Here is a 21,629-nt window from a genome sequence, read left to right on the forward strand (position 1 = left end):
TCAATTGATTTCGGCGTCAGGGCTTGACCTTGACGCGACGTCAAACAGAAAGATGATTCCCGTGAGCAACAACGACAACGAGTACACCATCGGTGAAACGGCCGAACTCCTGGGCGTTACCACGCGCACGCTGCGACATTGGGACGCCATCGGACTACTCAGCCCGCAGTATCGCACGTGGTCCGACTACCGCCTCTACACCGACGAGGACATCGACACCGCGCTGGAGATTCTGGTCTACCGCGCCGCTGGTGTGCCGTTGAAGACTATCGAGGAGTTCATCCACGGCGATTCCTCCCCGAGAAGTCGAAAAGATCGTTTGCTCGCACAGCGAACTGTTCTCACCGAAAAGATCGCTGACCTGCACCACATGGTGCAGTCTTTGGACAAACTGATTGAGGAAGGACACACGATGGAAGCAAAGACGAAGGCAGAGCTTTTGGGCCGTGACTGGCAGAAACTCGAAGCCGAAGCTGAGGAGCGCTGGGGCGACACTACTGAGTGGGAGCAGTCTCAGCAGGCTCAGGAAAAGATGAAGGACAGCGACTGGGCCGAGCTTGAAGCAGAGGCTAAGGATTTTGCCGATGCGCTTGCCGACGCCGCCGAGCGCCACGTCGAGCCAGGCTCCACCGAGGCGGCCGAGCTAGTTGACCGTCACTTAGCCACTATTACCCGCTTCTACGAGGCTGGCCGAGAAAAGCAGATTCTGCTGGCTCGCATGTACGTCGCTGATTCCCGGTTTGATCGGTACTACCGCGGCAATGCTGGCTACCTGCTGGAGCTGATTGAAGCTCAGGCTCGTAAGGAAGGCATTGACCCGGCTACTGCCGAGTGGCGGTAAGTGGCAGGTGGCGGGTGACGCTAGGCGGCGGGCGGCAGCCGTTCATCCAGGCCTTTCCACCCGGGCCTGAATCCGCTTAGAATTGACTCATGAAATTCTCTCGCTCTTTCGCCGCTGTCGCCATCGGTGCCGCTACTGTGCTGGGCGCTGTTGCTGCCTCTCCGGCTGTCGCACAGGCTATTGGCTGCCCCTTTGCACCAGTGCACAAGTATGAAGAACACCGTTTCTCCGGTTCTTCAACTTCGGCAGATGCTTTCAAGGTTTGGTTTAACGGTGGTGTCTACATTGAACCAATCGTCGAAACGCTGGATTTGGTTGAGCTTCAGGTTAATGACACCCAGGTCGCTCACGCTGGCGACATCATCTACAAGGACGGAGACGGCAACTTCTGGGTGAAGTAGCCTACGCAGGAAAAACAGGGCTCAATTACGGGTCTAACCCCATGGCAGATTAACCTCATCTGAATAGGGCTATAGCACTTAGCGTTGTGGAGTCACTGGTACTCTGTCTCGCACCTTTTGCAATTTCTGCCAAGAGCCCTCGTTTTCAGGAGTGTTCCACCATGGAAATCATCATCGTCGATTCTGAGGCCGAAATCGCGAGCATCGCTTCGGACTACCTCGCTCACTACGCCAACAAAGGTGGAAACCTCGGTGTAGCAACAGGATCGACCCCGCTTGCGACGTATCGGGAACTGATTCGTCGCCATCGGGCTGGTGAAGTCACCTTCAAAGACTGCAGTTTCTTCGCACTCGACGAGTACGTGGGCCTGCCGATCGAGCATGAGCAGAGCTACTACCACGTGATTCACAATGAGTTTTCCGATCACGTGGATGTTGACCCGGCGAGGGTCCATATTCCCGATGGCCTCGCGGACGATATCGGCGCGGCCTGCGAGGATTACGAGCGAAAGATTATCGAGGCCGGCGGCATTGACATTCAGTTGCTGGGCATCGGCACCAATGGGCATGTTGGTTTTAACGAGCCCGCCAGCTCTTTTGGCTCTCTGACTCGCATTAAGACGCTGCACCCGCAGACCGTGCTGGATAACGCCCGGTTCTTCGACTCTGCAGAAGACGTGCCGTACCACGTGGTCACCCAAGGGCTTGGCACCATTTCACGTGCGGGGCACCTCCTGCTGCTGGCCACCGGCACCGCAAAGGCGCACGCTATTGCCGCCTCCATCGAGGGCCCACTGAGCGCTTCCATGCCGGCTTCCGTGTTGCAGCTGCACCCGCGAGCCACGGTTGTGATTGACCAAGCTGCAGCCAGTGAGCTGAAGAACAAGGAATACTACGAGTTCACCTACGCTCATAAGCCGCAGTGGCAGAAGGATATGTGGAAGTAGGCCCCGGCCCTCCCCGGCCCCTTCCCAACCTTCGCTCCCCCCGGACTAGCCAGCGCTAGTCGTCATCATCCATCTCTAGCTCGGGGTCTTCGGCACGCGCCTGCTCGTAAACTTCCTTCGCGGCCGTCAGGTTGATGACGCCGATGACAAGTCCCACGACGATGTCCGGCCATGCGCTGAACCAGAAAATGGTGACCACTCCGGCGGCGAGAATGAGCAGGTTCGCCAGGACGTCGTTACGCGCCGCCAACCATGCGCCCCGCATAAGCGCACTGTCGGCCTTGCGCAGGTTCATCAGCAAAATCGCGCAAACCAGGTTGATAACCATCGCGATAATCGCCGTCACCGACAGTGTTAGCGGCTCTGGCGGCTCACCGCTGATCATCTTCCAGATGGCAGTGCCGAACGCCGCGATTGCCGGAATCAGGATCAATCCGGCGAGGCCGAAGCTCGCTTTACGACGGCTCGCCAGCGACCAACCCAATGCGGTGAGAACCAGCAGGTTGATGAGGAAATCTTCAAGAAAGTCCGCAGCGTCAGCAAACAGGGCTGCGGAGCCAATAATCGAGGCGACAATTAATTCAACGAAGAATCCGAGAAGATTCAAGCCCGCTACCCACGCGACAATTTTGCGGGCGCGGTGATCCAAAGTCGATGAGGTAAACACGGGGGATATCGTAACGCCCGCCGCGAGTACCATCGAAACCTATGACCTCCGCACAGAAATTCCACTCAGAGATGAAGGTTCCCGGCGGCAAATTGGTTGTCGCCGACTGCGAGACCACAGGCGACACTATTTCGTCGATAAGCATTTCGGGCGACTTTTTCCTCGAACCCGATGAAGCCTACGACATCATTAATGACGCGCTCCTCGGTGCACCTGCCGAGGACAATACAGAGCGCCTGCAGGCTCGCCTCGATGCGGCGCTGAAGGATTTTGAGGATCAGTCTGGCCGCGAGGTGCGACTGCACGGTTTTGATACCCACATCATTGCGCAAGTCGTTCGACGTGCACTGACACAGGCCGTCGACTTCACTGATTTGGAGTGGGAGGTTTTGCAGCCGGGTGTCCTGCCGACGGTGATGAATGTTGCGCTCGACGAGGTCCTTCTTGATCAAGTCAATTCCGGGCAGCGCGGACCGACTCTGCGTTTCTGGGATTGGGATGATCGTGCCACTGTGATCGGTTCATATCAGTCTTATGTCAACGAACTCGAGCCCGAGGGTGTAGAGAAGCACGATGTGCAAGTGGTGCGTCGTCTCTCCGGCGGTGGCGCGATGTTCATGGAGGGCGGCAACTGCGTCACCTACTCGATCTATGTACCAGAGAAGCTGGTCGCTGGTCTTAGCTACGTCGAATCCTATGAATTCCTCGACCGCTGGGTCATCGCTGCACTTGCGCAGCTCGGGGTCAATGCGTGGTATGTCCCCATCAATGACATCACCTCCGATGGCGGCAAGATTGGTGGTGCCGCACAGAAGCGCCGTGGCTCAACAGTGCTTCACCACGTCACCATGAGTTATGACATCGACGCTGACAAAATGATGGAAGTCCTGCGCATTGGCAAGGCCAAGATTGCCGATAAGGGCCTGCGCAGCGCGAAGAAGCGCGTCGATCCGCTCCGTCGCCAGACCGGTGCCAGCCGCGCGGAAGTCATTGACACGATGAAGCAGACATTCATCAACCGCTACGGTGCCGCCGAGGCATCGCTTTCCGATGAGGACTTCGCTGCGGCGCAGCATCTTATTGACACCAAATACGGCACGGAGGGCTGGACTCACCGAGTCCCCTAATGCCCACGCCAACTATCTAAATGAAGAAAATCTTCGGGAAAGAGAGTTAACTGGATAAAAAGTAAACCAAGGAGACTCGGCGTGGACGACGAGAAGAAACGGCGTCAAGTGGAAAGAAATCTGACGATACGTCCACTCATTAGTGAGTGCGTCGCCGAATATTAGCTCTCCATGCCCACCAGTTTCTCCGCCAACTCCGCAACATCATTCGGGTGATACTCCGCAGGCCGGTTTCGCTTCGGCGAGCAGGAATCAATCACGTCACGCCACCGCTGCGGAATAGCAGAAGCACCAAAGACACCACCGAGAAAAGCACCAACGATGGCTGCGTTGGTATCGGTGTCGCCACCACGGCCAATGACTCGGACTAGCGAGTCCTCAAAGGTTGTGGTGTTGTCTTCTACCCGGCGCAGTTCTTCCTGCAGTGCCCAGAGCGCAAAGCGCAGCCAGCCCTGATGCACAGAGAAATCCGGCTCGCCGCTGTCCAACACTGCACCGCTGGCCTGCCACTCGGCTTCCCACTGCGTGCTCTGGGAGGCCAGCCATTCCATTAGCCCGCTTAGGCCAATGCCGCGACGCGGCTGGTGGAGGCCGCCGCTGATGACGTCGGCAAGCGCGGATGCGTAACGTGAGTTGGCGTCGATGCACACTGGGTGCGGGTGTGTGATGGCGGCGTCCTTGCGTGCGAGTTCGCCAGCGCGTGCGGGGTTGCGCCAGTACGCGATAGCCAGCGGTGAGATGCGCATGAGCGCGCCGTTGGCCTGGGAGTTCGGGTTCGGTGCGTGTCGTAACAGCGCCGCCGTAGTGGCCTCTCCCATATCGAAGGCGTCGGAATTCGCCCAGCGCACATAGGACTCATGGACATCAGCGGCATCGTAGCCTTCGCAGCGCACCAGTGAGCGTCCCAGCGCCAGCGCCATTTCGGAATCATCGGTGGGCTGACCGGCGGCGATATTGTGGGTTCCGCCATCGGCGAGCTCCCGAACACCGTGTGGGTAGCGCTGTGCAATAACCTCGGCACTGCAAAACTCCCCTAGCGCCCCGAGATTATCGCCGATGACCTGGCCATAGAGCACGCCGCGGGCACGATCGAGGACGCGGGCGAAGGCATCGGAATTGTGAATCACGGAGTGTCTCCTACAGAGCTTGAATGGTGTCGGCGGCTTGAATGGCATCGGCGAATTCACCGAGGACCGGCTACAACGCTGCTACAGCCCCCGCGAGAGATTCCAACGCAGAACCGCAGGCCGATCATGGTAGCGACCGAGCACGGACAGGGATGCGGTATTCAATGGGAAGGACTGGCCAAGTGCAATGGGCAGTTCCAACCAGGCTGTGGTGAGCGCACGCAGCGAGTGACCGTGGGCGAACAGAATCGCCTTGTCTTCGCCCGATTCACGCACCCTTTTCACCACTCGCTCAACTCGCTCACGGACTTCCTCCGCGGTTTCGCCATTGGGCACACCGTGAGTCCAAATCTGCCAATCGGGAACGGTCTTTTGCACTTCCTTCGAGGTAATCCCCTCGTAGTCGCCATAGAACCATTCCGCGAGATCCTCTTCGACCTCGAAGTCGTGGAACCCCGCCAATCGAGCGGTCTCCTGGGCGCGCTGACGGGGTGATGCCAGCACTAGCCCAAAGTCCTTCGGATCCAGCCAGCCGTTGAGGGCCTTGGCTTCTTCCCGACCGTTGTCAGTCAGCGGAAGATCAGTTACCGATGTGTGCTGCCCAGTGCGCGACCACTCAGTTTCACCGTGCCGCACGAGATATAAATCAGTCATAGTTCCAGCTTAGGCTTATTTGAAAATGCTGTTAGCCGCGGTAACCCTGCTAGCCCATCACGGGGTCACGGACTTCCAAGCCATGCTCCGGGTCCTCACACACCGTTACCGCTCCCAACTCCTCAGACCTCGCCGCCGTCGGAGAGCTACAGGTCCAGTCCCCTACTTGAGCGGTCAGGGTGTTGCCACCGCCCTCAGTGTCCTTGATTGCGTCGTACCGATCCAACACATCCATGGCCTCAGCGCAGGTCATCTCACCCTTGACCACTTCCGTCAGACGATGGCCCTCCATGGCACCGCACATCATCGGCCCCTGAACAAGTGCATCCGTGCCCTGACTGTAGCCCCTCGCCGGCTCACTCCCCTGGGCCATGAGTTCCTCGGCGGAATCGAAAACCTTGCCGGAGGTGCGAATATTCTTGTCCTTGCCTTCGATGGTAAAGGCCGCGTTATCCGACTGGCACACCAGCTTGTTCGCATCCGTCTTCGCACACGCAGCGGTGCCGAAGCTCGTCCATTGGCCGTCGTCAAGCTCTTCCTGAGCCGGCGGTACCCCTTCGACGAGCGTGTACGCGGCACCTGAAGTATTCAGCATGATTGCGCCCGGCGACTGTGGTGGGAACGGCGGAACCTCCACGTCGGGAATCGACGAATCAGCCTTACCGATGCACGTCACCGCGCCGTCTGAGTAGAAACACTCGCTCTTTTTCCCGTCTAGCGTGACGTAGAACGCCTTGATTCCGTTCTGGCTAAACCGCTGAACGTCAATTTTCTGGTAGGCGCTTTCATCAAATCCGATGCTGTCGACGCTTGTCCCCTTCGTCGGCGACGGCATCTTCGGATTATCGCCCTCGCTTGCCGACGTCGATTGCGACTGTACCTCACTCTGATCATTGTTGCTTTGTGATGCGGCGGCATCTTCGGAATCTGAAGATGAGCAGCCGACGAGAGTTCCGAGCATGACAACAGCAAGGCCCGCGGTCATCCGAAACATCGCACTGCGACTGGATCGAATAGGACTCGCGGGCATCTGGTTTTGGGTGACTGACATGAAATCAGCTTATCGCCGAACGAATCGGCTGGCTTGTTGTTTGCCGTATTTAACGGATGCGACTAAGACCGCTGCTTAAGCGTCTCCACTGCACGGTCGGCGAGCTCCTCGCCAGCACCGTCGTAGAGGTAGACGGCCATGTCGGCACCAACGTTGAGAAGCTGATCCTTAAACCTCTGCACCTTAGTGGTGGTAGCAACCACGGCTTCGGTGTCCTGCTTACGGATGTTCTGAATCATCGCGTAGGTCTCAGCGTGCTCAGACAGCGCCAACACGTACAGCGCTGGTTTCTTCTCCAGCTCGATGTGGTGCCAGAGCTCTGGGTCTGTCACATCGCCTGGGATGACCTGGTAGCCCTGCTCGCGCAGCTCTTCGATGCGATCCTCGTCGAAATCAACACCGAAGACGTTCATGCCGTACTCGTTGACCAACCTGCCGTAGACACCAACGCCGACTCGCCCCATACCCATGATGAGAGCATCGGCGCTATCAATAATGACCTTTGCCTCTTCTGGCACCAGGCGGTCCTCTGGGGTTTCTGGGACGAACTTCTGCAGGAAGCTGACAATCTTGTCTTCGTGCGGGGCCATCAGCGAGCTGGCAATGAAGCTACCCGCCACGGCGACTGCCATAATCGAGGTCCATTCTTCCGGCAGAATGTCCTGTTGCGTCGCCGCCGCCATCACAATTAGGCCGAACTCCGAGTAGTTACTCAACGTCAGCCCCGCCAGCGCACTCGTGCGCAGCGACAGTCCCATGCGCTTGAGAATCCAGATGAAGATAGTGGCCTTGAGCACCAGGAACAGCACCATAATCGCAGCGATGACGTAGCCGCCCGCGCTTGGCAGACCACCGAGACCAATCTCGATAAAGAACGCGACCAGCAGTAGCTCACGAATACTAATCAGTGCTTCCGACAGACGGTCAGAAATTGGGTGCGAAGACAGCAGAATACCGGCGACCAGGGACCCCAGCGAGCCAGAGAGCCCTGCCAGTTCGAAAGCCGAGTAAGAAGCCACTGCAATACCAATACCGGTGAGAACCAGCAGCTCAGTGCGGAACATGCGGTTGGGAAGCCGCGCCGCCAGCGGGCGAATGAAGAACAATAGTGGCAGCGCCAGCGCCCACAGCTCCGGGGTCTTACCCGACGATGCCACCAGCACGCCGACCGCAATGATGTCCTGCAGAATGAGTACACCAATCGCGATACGTCCGATGGCCGAAGCACCGCGGTTCTGCTCCTCCAAGTGGCTCATCACAAACACCGTCGACGAAAATGAAGTCGCGATGCCGATGTAAATTAGCGCGGTCACCGACAGTCCCGTGAGCTCACGCAGCGGCAAGAAACTGGCGACACCGAACAGCACGGCAAAAACTACCGTGTTTAAAAACGCGTGGCCAAGCCCCGAAAAGACCACTCGTGGCGCCACGATATCCTTCGGATTTAGCTTCAGACCGATTGTGAACAGCAAGGTGGTAACACCAAGCTCGGCCAGCGAATCAATGAACGGGATTTCCTCAAGCCCCATTGCATGAACGGCAAAACCGGCCCCAAGGAAACCAATCAGCGGCGGCAGCCGAAGCAACGACGCACCGAGTCCGCCGATAATCGAAAACAGTATTGCTGTTAGGTATACGGATTCCACCCATCAAAGATATCAGCTGACACTACCGATTGATGCAGTGGCTAACCATTAACAGATTTTTAACACCAAACCGGGGTTAGCTTCTTGGGAGTTAGCGCCGGTACGGGACCTCGCCCAACGCAATCGGCTGCGGGTGCTCTGTAACCCACTCGATTGTCGCCTCCGTCAGCGCATCAATGTCCGCCTCACCAGCTTTGCGCTGCTTTACGACGGCCATGGCATCCTCGGCGGCCCCAACCGTCTCCAGCCAGAAGTCGATCATCTTGGCATAGTCTTCGTCCCAGTTGACGTAGCCTATCTCCAGCGCTTCGTACCCGAGCCGGCCCACGATGCGGATAACTTCGCCCTGCACAGTCGCGGCTGGGCCACCACCCGGCACCAGGTAGTTCCAGAGGTATCGGAACTGGCCGTTGATCGACTTGTCTGCGGGGACAATAATGTCGCTGTGGCCGTCGTGAGGCGTGATTTCCTGCGGGCGGTCAGCACCGATGCGCTCATATAGTCGATCCATGACTGGCTGGTACTTGTCGCGCTGCTTGTCTGACAGGCGGTTGTAGCGGCGACCGAACTTAGTGAACTCTTCGCGAGCTTCGTCGTCGATTTCCGAACCCGCGTCCAGGAGCACCTCGATACTCGCTAGGACTCGACTGAGGGAATCGATATCGGCGGTAGCGACGGCCTCTTTGAACGCTGTCCGGCCGTGACCGAGGCGGTTCTCGCGGTGAAGGTCAGCGCCATTTTCCAACAGCAACGCAATGGCCTTGGGCTGATGGCTCTTCGCTGCCTGGAATAGAGGCCAGTGTTTGCCAGCTTCGATGTCAGCACCGCATTCGAGCAGGACTTTCATCTTGTCGGTATCGCCCCGGCTTGCGTGCTCTGCCAGGGCGGTTTTACCGAAGCGGTTCTCGGTGTTGACGTCGATTCCCTGGTCGATTAGCCAGCGCATGAGCTCCGGCGGGGTGCCACGGAGCGCTAGTGCAGTGTCCTTGCTGTATCCGAAAACTGCGTTGAGTGCGCAAGCGTCATAGACGGCCTTCAGCGCATCCATGTCACCGGCTTCGAGCAGCTCTTCGAAGTCCTCGACCAGTTTCTTCCGCTTCCGTGGCATGCAGTTTCCCCTTTACTTACCGCCCTCATCGGTGGACAGCGCAGCCACGAATGCCTCCTGCGGCACCGAGACCGAACCGATGTTCTTCATGCGCTTCTTACCGGCCTTCTGCTTCTCCAGCAGCTTGCGCTTACGGGAGATGTCACCGCCGTAGCACTTAGCAAGGACGTCCTTGCGCAGTGCACGGATGTTCTCGCGGGCGATAATCTTCGAACCGATTGCGGCCTGAACTGGGACCTCGAACTGCTGGCGAGGGATTAGCTCACGCAGCTTCTTGGTCATCTTGTTGCCGTACCACTGCGCGTTGTCGCGGTGGACGATAGCGGAGAACGCATCGACGGCCTCGCCCTGCAAGAGGATGTCCACCTTGACCAGATCCGCAATCTGCTCGCCGGCGTCTTCGTAGTTCAGCGAAGCATAACCCCTGGTGCGGGACTTCAGCATGTCGAAGAAGTCGAAGATAATCTCGCCCAGCGGCATCTTGTAGCGCAGTTCCACGCGGTCCTCAGACAGGTAGTCCATACCACCCATCTCACCGCGCTTCTGCTGGCACAGCTCCATGGTGGGGCCAACGAACTCGCTTGGCACGACGATGGTGCACTTAACCATCGGCTCGTAAATCTCGCGGAGCTTCCCCTCCGGCCAGTCACTCGGATTGTGAACAGTGACCTCGGTGCCATCCTCAGTGACCACGCGGTAGACAACGTTCGGGGCCGTCGAAATGAGATCCAGGTCGAACTCGCGCTCCAGTCGGGCGCGGGTGATCTCCATGTGCAACAGGCCCAGGAAGCCCCCGCGGAAACCGAATCCGAGGGCCACCGAAGTCTCAGGTTCGAATGTCAACGAAGCGTCGTTAAGCTGGAGCTTTTCCAACGCATCACGCAGGTCAGGATAGTCCTGCTGAGAGATTGGGAACAGACCGGAGTAGACCATCGGCTTTGGCTCTGCGTAGCCTTCCAGCGGCTCCTCCGCCGGTGTGGCGTTCAGCGTGACGGTGTCACCGACCTTGGACTGACGGACGTCCTTCACACCGGTGATGAGGTAACCGACCTCGCCGACGCCGAGGCCCTTACACTTCTTCGGCTGCGGCGAGACGATGCCGATTTCCAACAGCTCGTGCTTAGTTCCGGTGGACATCATCTGAATGACTTCACGCGGCTTGAGCTGCCCATCAACAACACGGATGTACGTGACCACACCACGGTAGGTGTCGTAGACCGAGTCAAAAATCAGCGCACGAGCAGGTGCCTCCGGATCGCCGACCGGTGCCGGGACGAGCTCACAGACTCGGTCGAGCATTTCCGCAACGCCCTCACCGGTCTTGCCCGACACACGCATGACATCCTCCGGCTCACAGCCGATGATGTGCGCGATTTCCTCCGCGTACTTATCCGGATCCGCGGCCGGCAGGTCAATCTTGTTCAGAACCGGAATGATCTCCAGGTCGTTTTCCATGGCCAGGTACAGGTTGGCCAGCGTCTGCGCTTCGATGCCCTGAGCAGCGTCGACAAGCAGAATCGCGCCTTCACACGCCTCTAGCGCACGCGAGACTTCGTAGGTGAAGTCGACGTGACCAGGCGTATCAATCAGATGCAGGACAATCTCTTCGCCCGCGTGCTCGCCGGTGCGCGGAACCCACGGCAGGCGCACGTTCTGAGCCTTAATGGTGATGCCGCGCTCGCGCTCAATATCCATGTTGTCGAGGTACTGATCGCGCATATCGCGTGCTTCAACAACGCCCGAGAGCTGCAGAATTCGGTCCGCCAGGGTGGACTTACCGTGGTCAATGTGCGCAATAATGCAGAAATTTCGAATCCGTGAGGGGTCCGTAAAAGTCTGCTCCGCAAAATTCTTGGTCACGTTGGGTCTACTCCGAAAAATAAAGACGTTATGGGCATTGGGGCGCGGCGTTGGCCGACCCATATGCGCCGGCCTCGAAAACCGACCAGCCGGGCTTAAATACAATCACGCACAATCTTACCTATCGATTCCCTCCGCACTAAACCTCTAGACTTAGATTCCATGAGCTCCACTTCGTCCACCGATCAAAATGACCGCGAAAGCTGGCCGCGCCGCCTGCGCAATCGCATCAGCGCGCGTCTTTTCGCCGGTACCGAGTGGTTCCGCGGCCCCGACACCCTCGATGAGGCACTGTTTAAGCTCAACACGCAACTTGGGCTCGCTCAGGACACCTCGCTTTCCGACGAGTCCAAGGAGGCTCTACTTCGACTGCGAGATTCGGTGACCATCGCGCGCCCAACCGCAGAACTGGCCCGCACAATTGTCTACAGCCCTGACATGGATGGCCAGGCCGACCCCGGCGAAGTGGTGTGGATTCCGCTGCAGCTCGAAGGTGAAAATGCCGCTTTGCGTGAGCGCGCTGTGGTCGTGGTTGGTCGCCACGACCAGTATCTTCTGGGCATGCTGATTTCCACACGCACCGAGCACAGTGAGCACCCGGAGTGGCTGTTTATCGGTAGTGGGTTCTGGAATGAAGACCCCAAGCCATCGTGGGTTCGCATGGACCGTATCTTGCTCATTCCAGAATCGGGTATTCGCCGCGCAGGCGCAATGATGCCCCGCAGGCGCTTCGAGCTCATCGCCGCCCGGTTGCGCGGTGACTATGGCTGGAATTAGCCGCAGCTGGAACTAGGCAGCGGCTGGTATTAGGCAGCGCTGTTTGCTAAGATTCTGCAAGTTGTTTACCGTTGCGTTCCTTTGCGGCGAGCGCGGACAGGACCTTGGGTTCGCGTTTTCATCGTCGCATAAGCGCAGTGGGTGGTTTTAACTCGCTGGTTAAAGAGTTTTAACCAGCAGAGGTTCGACCCCGAAATTTGCACTGTGATCAGGAGTTTTCTTGGTGGCGGGCGGTAGCAATTCCAACTACTACGGATACAAGAGGTATTCACGATGGCAAACATCAAGTCCCAGATCAAGCGCAACAAGACCAACGAGAAGGCTCGCCTGCGTAACCAGGCTATCCGCTCTGCAGTCCGCACCGAGATCCGCAAGTTCCAGGCTGCTGTTGAGGCTGGCGACAAGGCTGCTGCTGAGGCTCAGCTGCGCGTTGCTTCCCGCAAGCTGGACAAGGCTGTCACCAAGGGCGTCTTCCACCGCAACACTGCGGCTAACAAGAAGTCCGGTATGGCTAAGGCTTTCAACAAGCTGGAGGGCTAATTCCCTTTTGGCGCTGTGCCGTTCTTGTGGCGCTTGTGCCGTGAAATTAACCGCTTCCTGCTATTTTCCGATTTCATTTCGGATGTGGCGGGAGGCGGTTTTTATTATTTAACCCCAACGCGAGTTAGTGGCTGCGTTTATGGCTGGCGGCGGTGGGGCGATGCGAGTTACTGACTACGTTTATGACAAAAATGGCCCGAAAAATGGCTTGAAAGTGTCATAAACTCACACAGTTTCACATTTGCAGCCCGGAAATTTTAACGCCGATGGGACGAATGGGCCAGCTCCGCGATACGAAGCACCGACTGTTCCAGCGATAGTTCCGGCGTCGATGAGGCTCCCTTGGTGTCTGCATCCAGCTGTGCCGCGACAACCACAGCGCGAGCAACCGCCGGGGTTGACCAGGCAGATGCCAACCGCTGAGTTTTCTCCAACTTCCACGGCGGCATGCCATAGCGGTGGGCATCTCTACGCGCATTGACACCACGTGCACCGTGGAGCCGAGCTACATCACCAACCATTCCCGTGATTGCAGCCGACAGCAGTGCCGGTGCCATTCCCAGCTGCAAGGCACGGCGCATCTTGGCCAACGCTTCCCCGCCCCGACCGCGCAGTGCGAGCTCGGCAATCTCAAAGCCCGAGACCTCCGCCGAAGCACCGTAGTAGGTGCGCACTGCTTCCGAGGTGACCTTGCCCGCTGTATCCGCACACAGCTGGGAAATGGCGGTCGCCAGTTCGCGGAGGTCTGAACCGACCGCATCCAGGACGGTATCGATGACGTCGCGACGCACCTTAACCCCGTGTGAGGCGAACTCTTCGCCAACAAAACCGGGCAAGTCGTTTCGCTTGAGCGGTTGAGCTTCGAAAAAGCGGACCCCCAACTTGCGCAGGTCAGCGACCATCTTTTTCTGACGCCCCTCACCGCTGTGAAGGAGAATCAACGTGATGCCCGGCGCGGGATCCTTAACCGAATCCATCAACAGCTTGGCAGGCTCTTTGCCGGCGTCTTGGCAGTCGGTGACAACCACGATCCGGTCATCTCCAAACAACGAAGGGCTGAAGAGCTCCACGGCATCGACAGTGGTCATGTCCCCTGCGCGGATGGTGGTCACAGGCACCGAGCGTCCACCCGGATCGGACTCCGTTGCTGCCTGCGCGCGGACGGCAGCGACAATGGCGAGGCGGGCGCGGTCTTTCAGCAGCTCCTCTTTGCCCACAATCAAATTCACGGGTGCGACGGCGCTCAATCCCGACCTCTTTTCCGCGTTAATTCCTGCGACTGTTGTTTCTAGCCTACGGGACAGCCCGGATTTCACCTTCCTCGCCAGACTTCACCATTGGAATACAGGGCTTGCGGCCCATCTCGCTGCGGGCACACCACAGGAATCTGCTCGGGTGTCATTACGGTTTCTCGCACGCGCGGACCACACTCGCGAGCGATAAACCACTGGGGTGAGCGGCCTGATTGGGACGGTTGGCCGCTCACGGATTCAGCGATGTACGACGGGGACTCCACCGCCACGGTTTCTGTCGTGGGGTTATTGGTGGTGTCATCGAGCACCTGGACGTACCCCGCCTCTTCCTCGGTGAGTCCGAGTGCAATTCGGCACTGCCGGCTGAGCGAGGTCGGTGCAGGGTAACCAACCGATGCCACATGGTTGGCGGGTTCTCCGACAGCCTCCGCGTGAATGAGAACAACCTGGTTCTTCTCCGCACAGGCCGCAACCTTCCACCCCTGTGGGGCACGCGCAATGTCCAGCCCGAACACCCAAATAACCGCGTAACTACAGACGGCAAGTACCACTGCGAAGCAACCAGCGCGGAGCGCAAGACGGGGCCACGCCCAGAGCGCCGTCAAGCATGCGAACGTGAGCGTGCAGGAGATGACCAACGTGACCGTCCCAGTGGCGGGCGCGACGATTCCCGCAGCGAGGCGTGCGACCTGATGAATCCACCATGCGCACGGCGCGGCGCACCAGAGCAGCGCACTGACCAGCCAATTGAGATGCAGTGCGGCGGCAACGGCAGCGAGCGAACCAGCGATAGTAACCGGTGCGACGGCGGGCGCGGCGAGGAGATTGGCGAGCAGTGAGACGTGACTAATTTCGCCGATAAGGAGCGCCAACACGGGCATGGTGACCACGTGTGCGGCAATCGATACGGCGACGGCGCGGACTACTGGGGCGGGCCAGGTACCCATAACGGTGGTGGCGGACAGGCGTCTGGCAAGGGGCTCGGCAAGAAGGACTAACCCGGCGGTGGCTGCGACCGAGAGGGCGAAGCCCACTGATACCGATAGGTCTGGAGCCAGGAGAATCAACCCAATAATGCCAGCCGACAGCGCCGCGATGGCCTGGCCAGCTCGTCCTACAAGAATCGCCAACAGCCCAATGCAGCCGGTGACCACCGCGCGTAGCACTGACGGTTCTGTACCCACAATTGCCACAAAGCCATACAGGGCAAGCGCGGCGACTGCGACGCGCACCCGCGGTCCAGCCCACGAAAACACGGCTACAACAGCCCCGACAACAAGCGCAACGTTCGCTCCAGAGACCGCTGATAGATGTGAAAGCCCAGAAGCAGTCATCACATCGCCATCGGTGAGGCTAAAGCCGCGCTCATCGCCGATGGCCATGGCGGGAATCAGGCGGTCGGGACCAACGGGGAGATTCTGCGCCGAGTCAAAGAGCTGCTGCCTCACGTCAGCTGCCAGCCCCTGTGGTGGCGCGATGACCTCAACATCACCGCGCAGATTCAGCTGGATACCACTAATGCAGGGCTTGCTGGCCACACGTATACCGGCTGTGGATTCAATTACGGTGTCTCTCGTGATAGCCAACAGTGACTCGTCGCCGAAAGCCGTCACCTGCCCCGGAAGACCTTCGATGCGGGCCTTCGCACTGGCCCCAAACTCGGTTGCTTTCGGCTCGGTGACGAGGCGCAATTGCACTTTCGCCATCCCACCAATGTCCTCATAGAGCTCATGGGCTCGGGCTTGCGCTATGCGGATTCGCGTGGCCACCGCAACGCTGGCCACCGCCACAGCTGGCACCACGATAGTGGCGATTGCTCGCCAGCCGGAGGTCACCGCACCTCTGCCCCATCGCCACGACCAACGCTGCCACGCCCACGGCAACGCCACCGCAGTCGCGATTGAGCTCGGTACCACAACTATCGCCCATTCTGGGCGCATGATCACCGCCACCGCAGTCGCCCACGCCAACACCGCTGCTGGCACTAGCCGCACATCGAGCCCAGCACGAGCGCGCAGGTCAGACGGTGGTGGCATCGCGCAGAGCCTCTACCTTCGCCGGGCCGATTCCCGGTACCTCCTCAAGTGCGTCGATACTCGCAAAAGGCCCGTTCTTTTCACGAAAGTCAATGATTTTGGTCGCTGTTGCGGGTCCAATTCCGGGCAATTCCTCCAGCTGCGTAGCAGTGGCGGTGTTGATGTTGATCTTTCCGTCAGAGCCACCCGGGTCAGCCCCGCCTGCAGCACCGGCGCCAGAACCGCCAGAAACATCGGAACCGCCCTCCGCCGTCCCTGCTGGCAGCGCCTCTGTCCCGACCACAATCTGTTGACCATCTACCAACGGTGCCGCCAGGTTCACGCTGGCAGGATTAGCCTCCGGCAAAAGCCCACCCGCACGCTCAATTGCCTCCACCACCCGCGCACCCACTGGCACCTCCACCACGCCAGGATTCACAACCAACCCCACCACCGACACAATCAACGGCCCCACCTGTGCCTGAGCGTTAGTCTCCTGCCCCGGACCGCCAGGCGCCTCCGCTGGGGTTTCGGTCGTCTCCGGTGTCGTCCCCGCGACAGCCGCGTCCTGCACCGCAGGCATCTCCACCTGCGGCGTCGACGGCCACACCACCGCAGCGATTGCTCCAACAGCCAACACCGCAATCACAAGGCACGCAGCCATCGCCACCCGCGGCGTCACCACCGCCCGGCGCGTGGAAAAGTCCACCGCCATGCGCTTGTCTTGATCAATCGGTTCCAGATAGTCCGCCAGCCGATTCCGCAAATTCGTCACGATGCGCACCCTAGCGCCCCGCACCACACCCCACCTTGACGAAAGCACTCATCAAGGCGTCATCTGTGGATAAAAAATGACCTGTGGAGGTTATCCACAGGCCAGATCATCTTCGCAGTTCAGCCGCTACTTCTTCTCGTCGCCGTCATCATCACGCTTGTCGCTTGACGACGACTCCCGCGATTTCTCCCCATCGGTGCCAAATACAGCTCCCTCGGGATCGGACTTATCGCGCAGCGCCAAATCAGAGATAGCCTTCGCCAGACGCTCAGCTTTATCCAGAGCTGCTTGGCGATTCTCACTCCACGTTGGCAATTTAGAAACCGCCGTGGTGAAAAGCGGAATTCCCTGTTCATTAGTCACTACTGTGCGATGGATTCGTTTATTGCGGTTGCGACTGGCAGCCGGATTCTCAACTACCTTCACCGCAGCCTGATCGGTGATCGGCTCACCTGGGTCTGTGGTGCCAGCGTTTTCAGCCGAACCGTCCGTGTCAGCAGAGTCACCGGAATTGTCTATGTTCCCGGAATCGTCGTCTACCGCGTCTGCAGCCACAGCATCAACAGCAGGCGCGTCACTCTCCTCCACACTGTGGAGCAGCGCTGTCACGCCCATCTCTGTTTCAAAATCCATGGCATTCGAATCAATCGAGCCACCGGAGACCATGCCAACTGCATAGGCTCCCTGCCCGACATGAGCGGTAAGAGACTCCGGCAAATCCAGGATTCTAAACCGGGTATCGTCGGGTAGCTCTTCGGCAAGCATGGCCTGGAGCTCGTGAACGTCGTCAAGCGCATCGGAATGATGCAGCAATACCGCAGGCGGACGGTTCGCCGATGACGCGGACCGCACCATCTTCGTGGCAAAATCCACCATGCGCTGCTTGACCTTCGCCTCTGTCCGACACTTGGCGACCAGCGCTAGTGAGCCATCTTTGATGCCGACGATGGGCTTGATAGCGAGAGCCGTAGAAAGCATCGCTTGGCCCGCGGAGATGCGACCGCCACGACGTAGCGAATCAAGCTTTGGTACAAACAACCAGAGTCGATAGCGCTGCAGCACATCACGCGCTACATCGGCAACCTCATCACGACTGGCCCCGGCCCTCGCAGCCTTGGCCGCCGCGATGGCAGCGGCACCGACTCCAGCTCCGACGGTGTCGGTATCGATGACGGTCACACGGTCCAGCGCACCAGCAGCGGTGACAGCGTTAGACCAGGTAGCGGACATTCCCTTGCCAAGATGCAGGGCGACAACGCCAGCGTCAGAACCATCCTTGTTGGAGCGTTCCAGCGCACGCGCATATGCGGCGCACAGCTTCAGTGGACTGACTGCCGACGTGGTGACGGCGTCTTCATTGATGTCATGGCCGATGGGAACCACGGTGATGTCGAGCTTGCGGGCAACCTCGGGCATCAAGCACGCGGTGTCATCAACAACAATGCGAACGCGACCGTCACCGGGCATGGCGGCCTCCTGAAGAATCAGAAACCTGCGACTCCCGCTCGCGGACCTTCGCGTTAAAAGCATTCAGGTACCAGGAGGTCTCACCATTGACGCGCGTGCGCTGCTCCATTTCGACCCACGCAGTGTTGCCCAGGCCGTTGAACGTGCTGAAGTAGTCGCGCGGCATCTGCAGCAGGGCTGCGGTAGCGGCAGCAATGGCACCACCGTGGGACACGAGCACAAAGGTATCCGACTCCCAATCGGGGTTGGCCGCTAGCTCAGCAATGACCGCCAGCATTCGGTTGGAGACCTCAAAGCGGGTCTCGCCACCCTTGGGTGCCCAGTTGAGATTATGGCGCCAGTGGTCACGCATACCGGGAAACGCGGAGTCAATCTCGTCGTAGGTACGCTCTTGCCATTCACCGAGGTTGGTCTCACGCAGGCGCTTATCAAAACTCAACTCTGCACCGGTGGCCTCGGCTAGCGCGCGGGCGGTGTCGGCTGCCCGGGTCAGGTCAGAGGACACGATTTTTGTGATTCGCGGTTCAGCCTCCGCCAGGTACTGCGCCGCAGTACGGGCTTGCTCGCGACCAACGTCGGAAAGCTGCGTGTCCAGCTGTCCCTGAATGCGGCCGGTAGCGTTATACGAGGTCTGCCCGTGCCGCAGCATAATCAGGCGACGTCGAGCGGCAACATGTGCCTCGCGTGAGCCCGCCACAATTAAAACTCGTCCGTGTCCGGGTTTTCGGCAGCCAGCGGAATCTCGTCGATAGAACGAGCATTGCGGGCGGAATCTTCGCCGTCCTCGTTGCTCGGCTGCTCGATGCCCTCGACCTCGATGCGCGGGCAATCGCGCCACAGTCGATCCAGGCCGTAGAAGTCGCGTTCTTCACTGCGGAAGACATGCACGACAATGTCGCCGTAATCCAGCAGCGCCCAACGTCCCTCACGGACACCTTCGCGGCGAACCGGCTTTGCGCCGAGGTCACGCAGATCGTCCTCAATTTCGTCGACGATTGCGGCAACCAGACGCTCATTGTCAGCACTGACCAGGACGAATGCGTCCGTAATCACCACCGGGCCAGAGACATCGAGAACAACGACGTCCTCACCCTTTTTGCTATCGGCGGCCTTCGCCGCGGCGGTCGCCAGCTCAATGGCGCGTGGTTGTGCAGTCACGAAAGACTTCAGCTCCTTGTGATTAAAAGTCGTGAAAAACAGCGTTTGTACTTGTAACTTACCGTCTCAGCGGGATTTTGCTAACTTTCAGTCCGCGGTATCGGACTTCGCATCCACCGATGCCGCATCCTCGGAGGTCGAGTTCACCGATGCGGGGCCCACAGAACCAACCGTGCCCTCAGCAGACTGGTACAGACCCCGCTTAGCGATGTACTGCACCACGCCATCCGGCACCAAGTACCAAACAGGGCGTCCTGCCTCCGCACGCTTTCGACAATCGGTAGAAGAAATAGCCATGGCGGGAATCTCGATGAGGTGCAACCGTGAAGCGTCGATTCCTTCCAGGTCCTCTGCCCGCAGGTGAACCCCTGGACGAGTGACACCGACGAACGTTGCTGCGTCGAACATCTCCTCCCAGTCCCGCCACGTCATAATCTTCTGCAGCGCATCGGCACCGGTAATGAAGAACAGATCCGCGTTGGGATAGATGACCTTCAAATCCCGCAGCGTATCGACGGTATAGGTCGCACCCGGCCGATCAATATCAACCCGCGAGACCGAAAACTGCGGGTTCGACGCAGTGGCAATGACCGTCATCAGGTAGCGGTCTTCGCTGTGAGAGACCTTCCGGCCGCGCTTTTGCCACGGTTCACCCGTGGGCACGAAAAGCACAAAGTCGAGGTCAAAACGGTCTGCCACCTCGCTGGCGGCAACCAGGTGACCATTGTGAATGGGGTCAAAAGTGCCACCCATTACGCCAATGCGCTGCCGGGGCGCTTCCGCCGACTTCGCTGTCAACGCGGCGTGTACTCGCGACCGCACACTTTTCTTGCGCTTAATCATGACTGGCACTTTACCTGGGCACTACGGACGAGTCTGTCCACGACCAGCCAGAACCCACTTGCTGCTGGTCAGCTCCGGCAGCCCCATGGGCCCACGGGCGTGCAGTTTCTGAGTGGAAATACCAATCTCTGCGCCGAAACCGTACTGCTCACCATCGGTGAATGCAGTGGAGGCATTGACGCTGACGGCAGCAGCATCAACACGGTCGACGAACTCCTGGCACACGCCCCAGTCACGTGCAGAGATAGCTTCCGTGTGGCCCGAGGAGTACTCAGTGATGTGATCCGTCGCGGCCACCACACCGTCGACGATGCGCGCTGCAATGTCTAGCGAGAGGTACTCATCCGACCAGTCTTCCGCCGTCGCAGGAATGACCTCACCGGTCCACCCAGAGGCCGCCAGATTATCGACATCGCCGTGGACCGCAACGCCAGCGTCGGCAAGCGCGTCCAAAATGCGGACCTGATCCTGCGCGGACAGCGCCGAGTCAATGAGAACCGTTTCAGTGGCGTTACAGACGCTCGGACGGCGGGTCTTGCCGTTAATCATCAGCGCAATCGCTTCGTCGATATCGGCGGAAGCATCGATGTAGATGTGGCAGTTACCGGTACCGGTCTCAATGGTCGGCACCGTTGCCTTCGTCACAACGGCCTCAATCAAACCGGCACCGCCACGCGGAATCACTACGTCAACCAGGCCGCGGGCAGTTATGAGATCTTGCACGGAATCGTGGGTCTCACACGGCAGCAGCTGAACAAGGTCCTCCGGTGCATCGTGGTTGGCCAGCACCTCACGCAAAACCGCGACCAGCTGCGTGTTGGAGTGGACGGCGGACTTGGAGCCACGCAGCAAGGCCACGTTGCCCGACTTCAGCGCCAGACCAAAGGCATCGACAGTAACGTTCGGGCGAGCCTCGTAGACCATGCCCATCACGCCCAGCGGAACGCTGACCTGGGAAAGCTTAATGCCGTTGGGAAGAGTGCTGCCCCGCAGCACCTCGCCTACCGGATCCGGCAGGGCCGCAACCTGGCGCAGCCCACCGGCAATACCCTCAACACGATCGGCGTCAAGACGCAGGCGATCCAGCAGGGAGTCACTAAAACCACGGGCCTTACCGGCCTCGATGTCCTTGGCGTTGGCTACCAGAATCTCTTCAGTACGGGCGACCAGCGCATCTGCTGCGGCCAGCAGGAGCTCGTTCTTGCGTGCCGACGTAAAGCGAGCCAGCTCTCCCGCGACAGCCTTGGCACGCTGTGCCTTATCTAAAACCTCGGCGCGCTCAGCAGCACGCTCCGGACTAAGAGCCGAATCCTCGGCAATGCCCTGTTGATTGGTGTTAGCAGTTTCGTTCGTTTGAGCAGTCATGCCTACC

Annotated in this window: 21 protein-coding genes; 6 read left to right on the forward strand and 15 right to left on the reverse strand. The window is 59.1% G+C overall.

Features of this window, described 5'->3' with window-relative positions:
• Positions 1 to 52 precede the first annotated feature (52 nt).
• The 3 genes from HMPREF3053_RS05475 to nagB all read left to right on the forward strand — a co-directional run bounded on the left by HMPREF3053_RS05475 (position 53) and on the right by nagB (position 2,189).
• Positions 53 to 841 carry a MerR family transcriptional regulator gene (locus tag HMPREF3053_RS05475; protein WP_070603325.1) on the forward strand — a complete coding sequence of 263 codons (789 nt, stop codon included), beginning with the start codon at positions 53 to 55 and terminating at the stop codon, positions 839 to 841.
• A gap of 89 nt (positions 842 to 930) precedes the next feature.
• The gene (locus HMPREF3053_RS05480) at positions 931 to 1,242 is read left to right on the forward strand and encodes a hypothetical protein (protein ID WP_070767398.1); all 312 of its coding nucleotides are present in this window, start codon (positions 931 to 933) and stop codon (positions 1,240 to 1,242) included.
• 161 nt (positions 1,243 to 1,403) lie between these two features.
• Positions 1,404 to 2,189 (forward strand): glucosamine-6-phosphate deaminase, encoded by a 786-nt coding sequence (gene nagB, locus HMPREF3053_RS05485; RefSeq protein WP_070429485.1) that lies wholly within the window; start codon positions 1,404 to 1,406, stop codon positions 2,187 to 2,189.
• Positions 2,190 to 2,244: 55 nt separating this feature from the next.
• Here nagB and HMPREF3053_RS05490 read toward each other — a convergent pair whose 3' ends face one another.
• Positions 2,245 to 2,889: a cation efflux transmembrane domain-containing protein gene (locus HMPREF3053_RS05490; protein WP_070429486.1), complete on the reverse strand. Its 645-nt coding sequence runs from the start codon at positions 2,887 to 2,889 to the stop codon at positions 2,245 to 2,247.
• An 8-nt stretch (positions 2,890 to 2,897) separates the two neighbouring features.
• Between HMPREF3053_RS05490 and HMPREF3053_RS05495 the strand changes: the two genes are divergently transcribed.
• Positions 2,898 to 3,983: a lipoate--protein ligase family protein gene (locus HMPREF3053_RS05495; protein ID WP_070429487.1), complete on the forward strand. Its 1,086-nt coding sequence runs from the start codon at positions 2,898 to 2,900 to the stop codon at positions 3,981 to 3,983.
• Positions 3,984 to 4,144: 161 nt separating this feature from the next.
• Here HMPREF3053_RS05495 and HMPREF3053_RS05500 read toward each other — a convergent pair whose 3' ends face one another.
• From HMPREF3053_RS05500 to lepA, 6 genes are all read right to left on the reverse strand, one after another.
• Positions 4,145 to 5,110, reverse strand: a complete 966-nt coding sequence (locus HMPREF3053_RS05500) for an ADP-ribosylglycohydrolase family protein (protein WP_083317220.1) — start codon at positions 5,108 to 5,110, stop codon at positions 4,145 to 4,147.
• An 81-nt stretch (positions 5,111 to 5,191) separates the two neighbouring features.
• Positions 5,192 to 5,764 carry a histidine phosphatase family protein gene (locus tag HMPREF3053_RS05505; RefSeq protein ID WP_005511515.1) on the reverse strand — a complete coding sequence of 191 codons (573 nt, stop codon included), beginning with the start codon at positions 5,762 to 5,764 and terminating at the stop codon, positions 5,192 to 5,194.
• 49 nt (positions 5,765 to 5,813) lie between these two features.
• Positions 5,814 to 6,749, reverse strand: coding sequence for a hypothetical protein (locus tag HMPREF3053_RS05510; RefSeq protein WP_246819380.1), 936 nt, complete (start codon positions 6,747 to 6,749; stop codon positions 5,814 to 5,816).
• Positions 6,750 to 6,877: 128 nt separating this feature from the next.
• Entirely contained in the window at positions 6,878 to 8,461 is a 1,584-nt protein-coding gene (locus HMPREF3053_RS05515; RefSeq protein WP_070429489.1) for a cation:proton antiporter family protein, read from the reverse strand.
• 91 nt (positions 8,462 to 8,552) lie between these two features.
• Positions 8,553 to 9,569 carry an ankyrin repeat domain-containing protein gene (locus tag HMPREF3053_RS05520; RefSeq protein WP_070767400.1) on the reverse strand — a complete coding sequence of 339 codons (1,017 nt, stop codon included), beginning with the start codon at positions 9,567 to 9,569 and terminating at the stop codon, positions 8,553 to 8,555.
• Positions 9,570 to 9,581: 12 nt separating this feature from the next.
• Positions 9,582 to 11,429, reverse strand: a complete 1,848-nt coding sequence (lepA, locus tag HMPREF3053_RS05525) for a translation elongation factor 4 (RefSeq protein ID WP_070429490.1) — start codon at positions 11,427 to 11,429, stop codon at positions 9,582 to 9,584.
• Positions 11,430 to 11,591: 162 nt separating this feature from the next.
• On the opposite strand from lepA, the gene HMPREF3053_RS05530 reads away from it, so the two are divergent.
• Positions 11,592 to 12,206 carry a type II toxin-antitoxin system PemK/MazF family toxin gene (locus HMPREF3053_RS05530; RefSeq protein WP_070767401.1) on the forward strand — a complete coding sequence of 205 codons (615 nt, stop codon included), beginning with the start codon at positions 11,592 to 11,594 and terminating at the stop codon, positions 12,204 to 12,206.
• A 273-nt stretch (positions 12,207 to 12,479) separates the two neighbouring features.
• Positions 12,480 to 12,746, forward strand: coding sequence for a 30S ribosomal protein S20 (gene rpsT / locus HMPREF3053_RS05535; RefSeq protein ID WP_016422323.1), 267 nt, complete (start codon positions 12,480 to 12,482; stop codon positions 12,744 to 12,746).
• Positions 12,747 to 13,003: 257 nt separating this feature from the next.
• Here rpsT and holA read toward each other — a convergent pair whose 3' ends face one another.
• The 8 genes from holA to HMPREF3053_RS05575 all read right to left on the reverse strand — a co-directional run bounded on the left by holA (position 13,004) and on the right by HMPREF3053_RS05575 (position 21,622).
• The gene (gene holA, locus HMPREF3053_RS05540; RefSeq protein ID WP_005511539.1) at positions 13,004 to 14,062 is read right to left on the reverse strand and encodes a DNA polymerase III subunit delta; all 1,059 of its coding nucleotides are present in this window, start codon (positions 14,060 to 14,062) and stop codon (positions 13,004 to 13,006) included.
• Entirely contained in the window at positions 14,059 to 16,035 is a 1,977-nt protein-coding gene (locus HMPREF3053_RS05545; RefSeq protein WP_070546423.1) for a ComEC/Rec2 family competence protein, read from the reverse strand. Before HMPREF3053_RS05545 ends, holA begins: the two co-directional genes overlap by 4 nt.
• Positions 16,019 to 16,789, reverse strand: a complete 771-nt coding sequence (locus HMPREF3053_RS05550; RefSeq protein WP_242451371.1) for a ComEA family DNA-binding protein — start codon at positions 16,787 to 16,789, stop codon at positions 16,019 to 16,021. The genes HMPREF3053_RS05545 and HMPREF3053_RS05550 overlap by 17 nt, the downstream gene beginning before the upstream one ends.
• 126 nt (positions 16,790 to 16,915) lie before the next feature.
• Entirely contained in the window at positions 16,916 to 18,256 is a 1,341-nt protein-coding gene (locus tag HMPREF3053_RS05555) for a DegV family protein (RefSeq protein WP_070546419.1), read from the reverse strand.
• The gene (locus HMPREF3053_RS05560; protein WP_069359622.1) at positions 18,246 to 18,953 is read right to left on the reverse strand and encodes a histidine phosphatase family protein; all 708 of its coding nucleotides are present in this window, start codon (positions 18,951 to 18,953) and stop codon (positions 18,246 to 18,248) included. Before HMPREF3053_RS05560 ends, HMPREF3053_RS05555 begins: the two co-directional genes overlap by 11 nt.
• A 2-nt stretch (positions 18,954 to 18,955) precedes the next feature.
• Positions 18,956 to 19,414: a ribosome silencing factor gene (gene rsfS / locus HMPREF3053_RS05565; RefSeq protein ID WP_005511538.1), complete on the reverse strand. Its 459-nt coding sequence runs from the start codon at positions 19,412 to 19,414 to the stop codon at positions 18,956 to 18,958.
• Positions 19,415 to 19,501: 87 nt separating this feature from the next.
• Positions 19,502 to 20,257 (reverse strand): nicotinate-nucleotide adenylyltransferase, encoded by a 756-nt coding sequence (nadD, locus tag HMPREF3053_RS05570; protein WP_049171017.1) that lies wholly within the window; start codon positions 20,255 to 20,257, stop codon positions 19,502 to 19,504.
• Between the two features lie 21 nt (positions 20,258 to 20,278).
• Positions 20,279 to 21,622, reverse strand: coding sequence for a glutamate-5-semialdehyde dehydrogenase (locus tag HMPREF3053_RS05575; protein ID WP_224783791.1), 1,344 nt, complete (start codon positions 21,620 to 21,622; stop codon positions 20,279 to 20,281).
• Positions 21,623 to 21,629: the final 7 nt, after the last annotated feature.

This window comes from Corynebacterium sp. HMSC064E07 (genome assembly GCF_001815745.1).
Taxonomy (GTDB): Bacteria; Actinomycetota; Actinomycetes; order Mycobacteriales; family Mycobacteriaceae; genus Corynebacterium; species Corynebacterium jeikeium_D.

Excerpts from the sequence above, each read along its gene's own strand:
- HMPREF3053_RS05475 (WP_070603325.1), top strand. The coding sequence starts at position 53 with ATGATTCCCGTGAGCAACAACGACAACGAGTACACCATCGGTGAAACG.
- HMPREF3053_RS05480 (WP_070767398.1), top strand. The coding sequence starts at position 931 with ATGAAATTCTCTCGCTCTTTCGCCGCTGTCGCCATCGGTGCCGCTACT.
- nagB (WP_070429485.1), top strand. The coding sequence starts at position 1,404 with ATGGAAATCATCATCGTCGATTCTGAGGCCGAAATCGCGAGCATCGCT.
- HMPREF3053_RS05490 (WP_070429486.1), bottom strand. The coding sequence starts at position 2,889 with ATGGTACTCGCGGCGGGCGTTACGATATCCCCCGTGTTTACCTCATCG.
- HMPREF3053_RS05495 (WP_070429487.1), top strand. The coding sequence starts at position 2,898 with ATGACCTCCGCACAGAAATTCCACTCAGAGATGAAGGTTCCCGGCGGC.
- HMPREF3053_RS05505 (WP_005511515.1), bottom strand. The coding sequence starts at position 5,764 with ATGACTGATTTATATCTCGTGCGGCACGGTGAAACTGAGTGGTCGCGC.
- HMPREF3053_RS05510 (WP_246819380.1), bottom strand. The coding sequence starts at position 6,749 with ATGACCGCGGGCCTTGCTGTTGTCATGCTCGGAACTCTCGTCGGCTGC.
- HMPREF3053_RS05520 (WP_070767400.1), bottom strand. The coding sequence starts at position 9,569 with ATGCCACGGAAGCGGAAGAAACTGGTCGAGGACTTCGAAGAGCTGCTC.
- HMPREF3053_RS05530 (WP_070767401.1), top strand. The coding sequence starts at position 11,592 with ATGAGCTCCACTTCGTCCACCGATCAAAATGACCGCGAAAGCTGGCCG.
- rpsT (WP_016422323.1), top strand. The coding sequence starts at position 12,480 with ATGGCAAACATCAAGTCCCAGATCAAGCGCAACAAGACCAACGAGAAG.
- HMPREF3053_RS05545 (WP_070546423.1), bottom strand. The coding sequence starts at position 16,035 with ATGCCACCACCGTCTGACCTGCGCGCTCGTGCTGGGCTCGATGTGCGG.
- HMPREF3053_RS05555 (WP_070546419.1), bottom strand. The coding sequence starts at position 18,256 with ATGCCCGGTGACGGTCGCGTTCGCATTGTTGTTGATGACACCGCGTGC.
- nadD (WP_049171017.1), bottom strand. The coding sequence starts at position 20,257 with ATGATTAAGCGCAAGAAAAGTGTGCGGTCGCGAGTACACGCCGCGTTG.
- HMPREF3053_RS05575 (WP_224783791.1), bottom strand. The coding sequence starts at position 21,622 with ATGACTGCTCAAACGAACGAAACTGCTAACACCAATCAACAGGGCATT.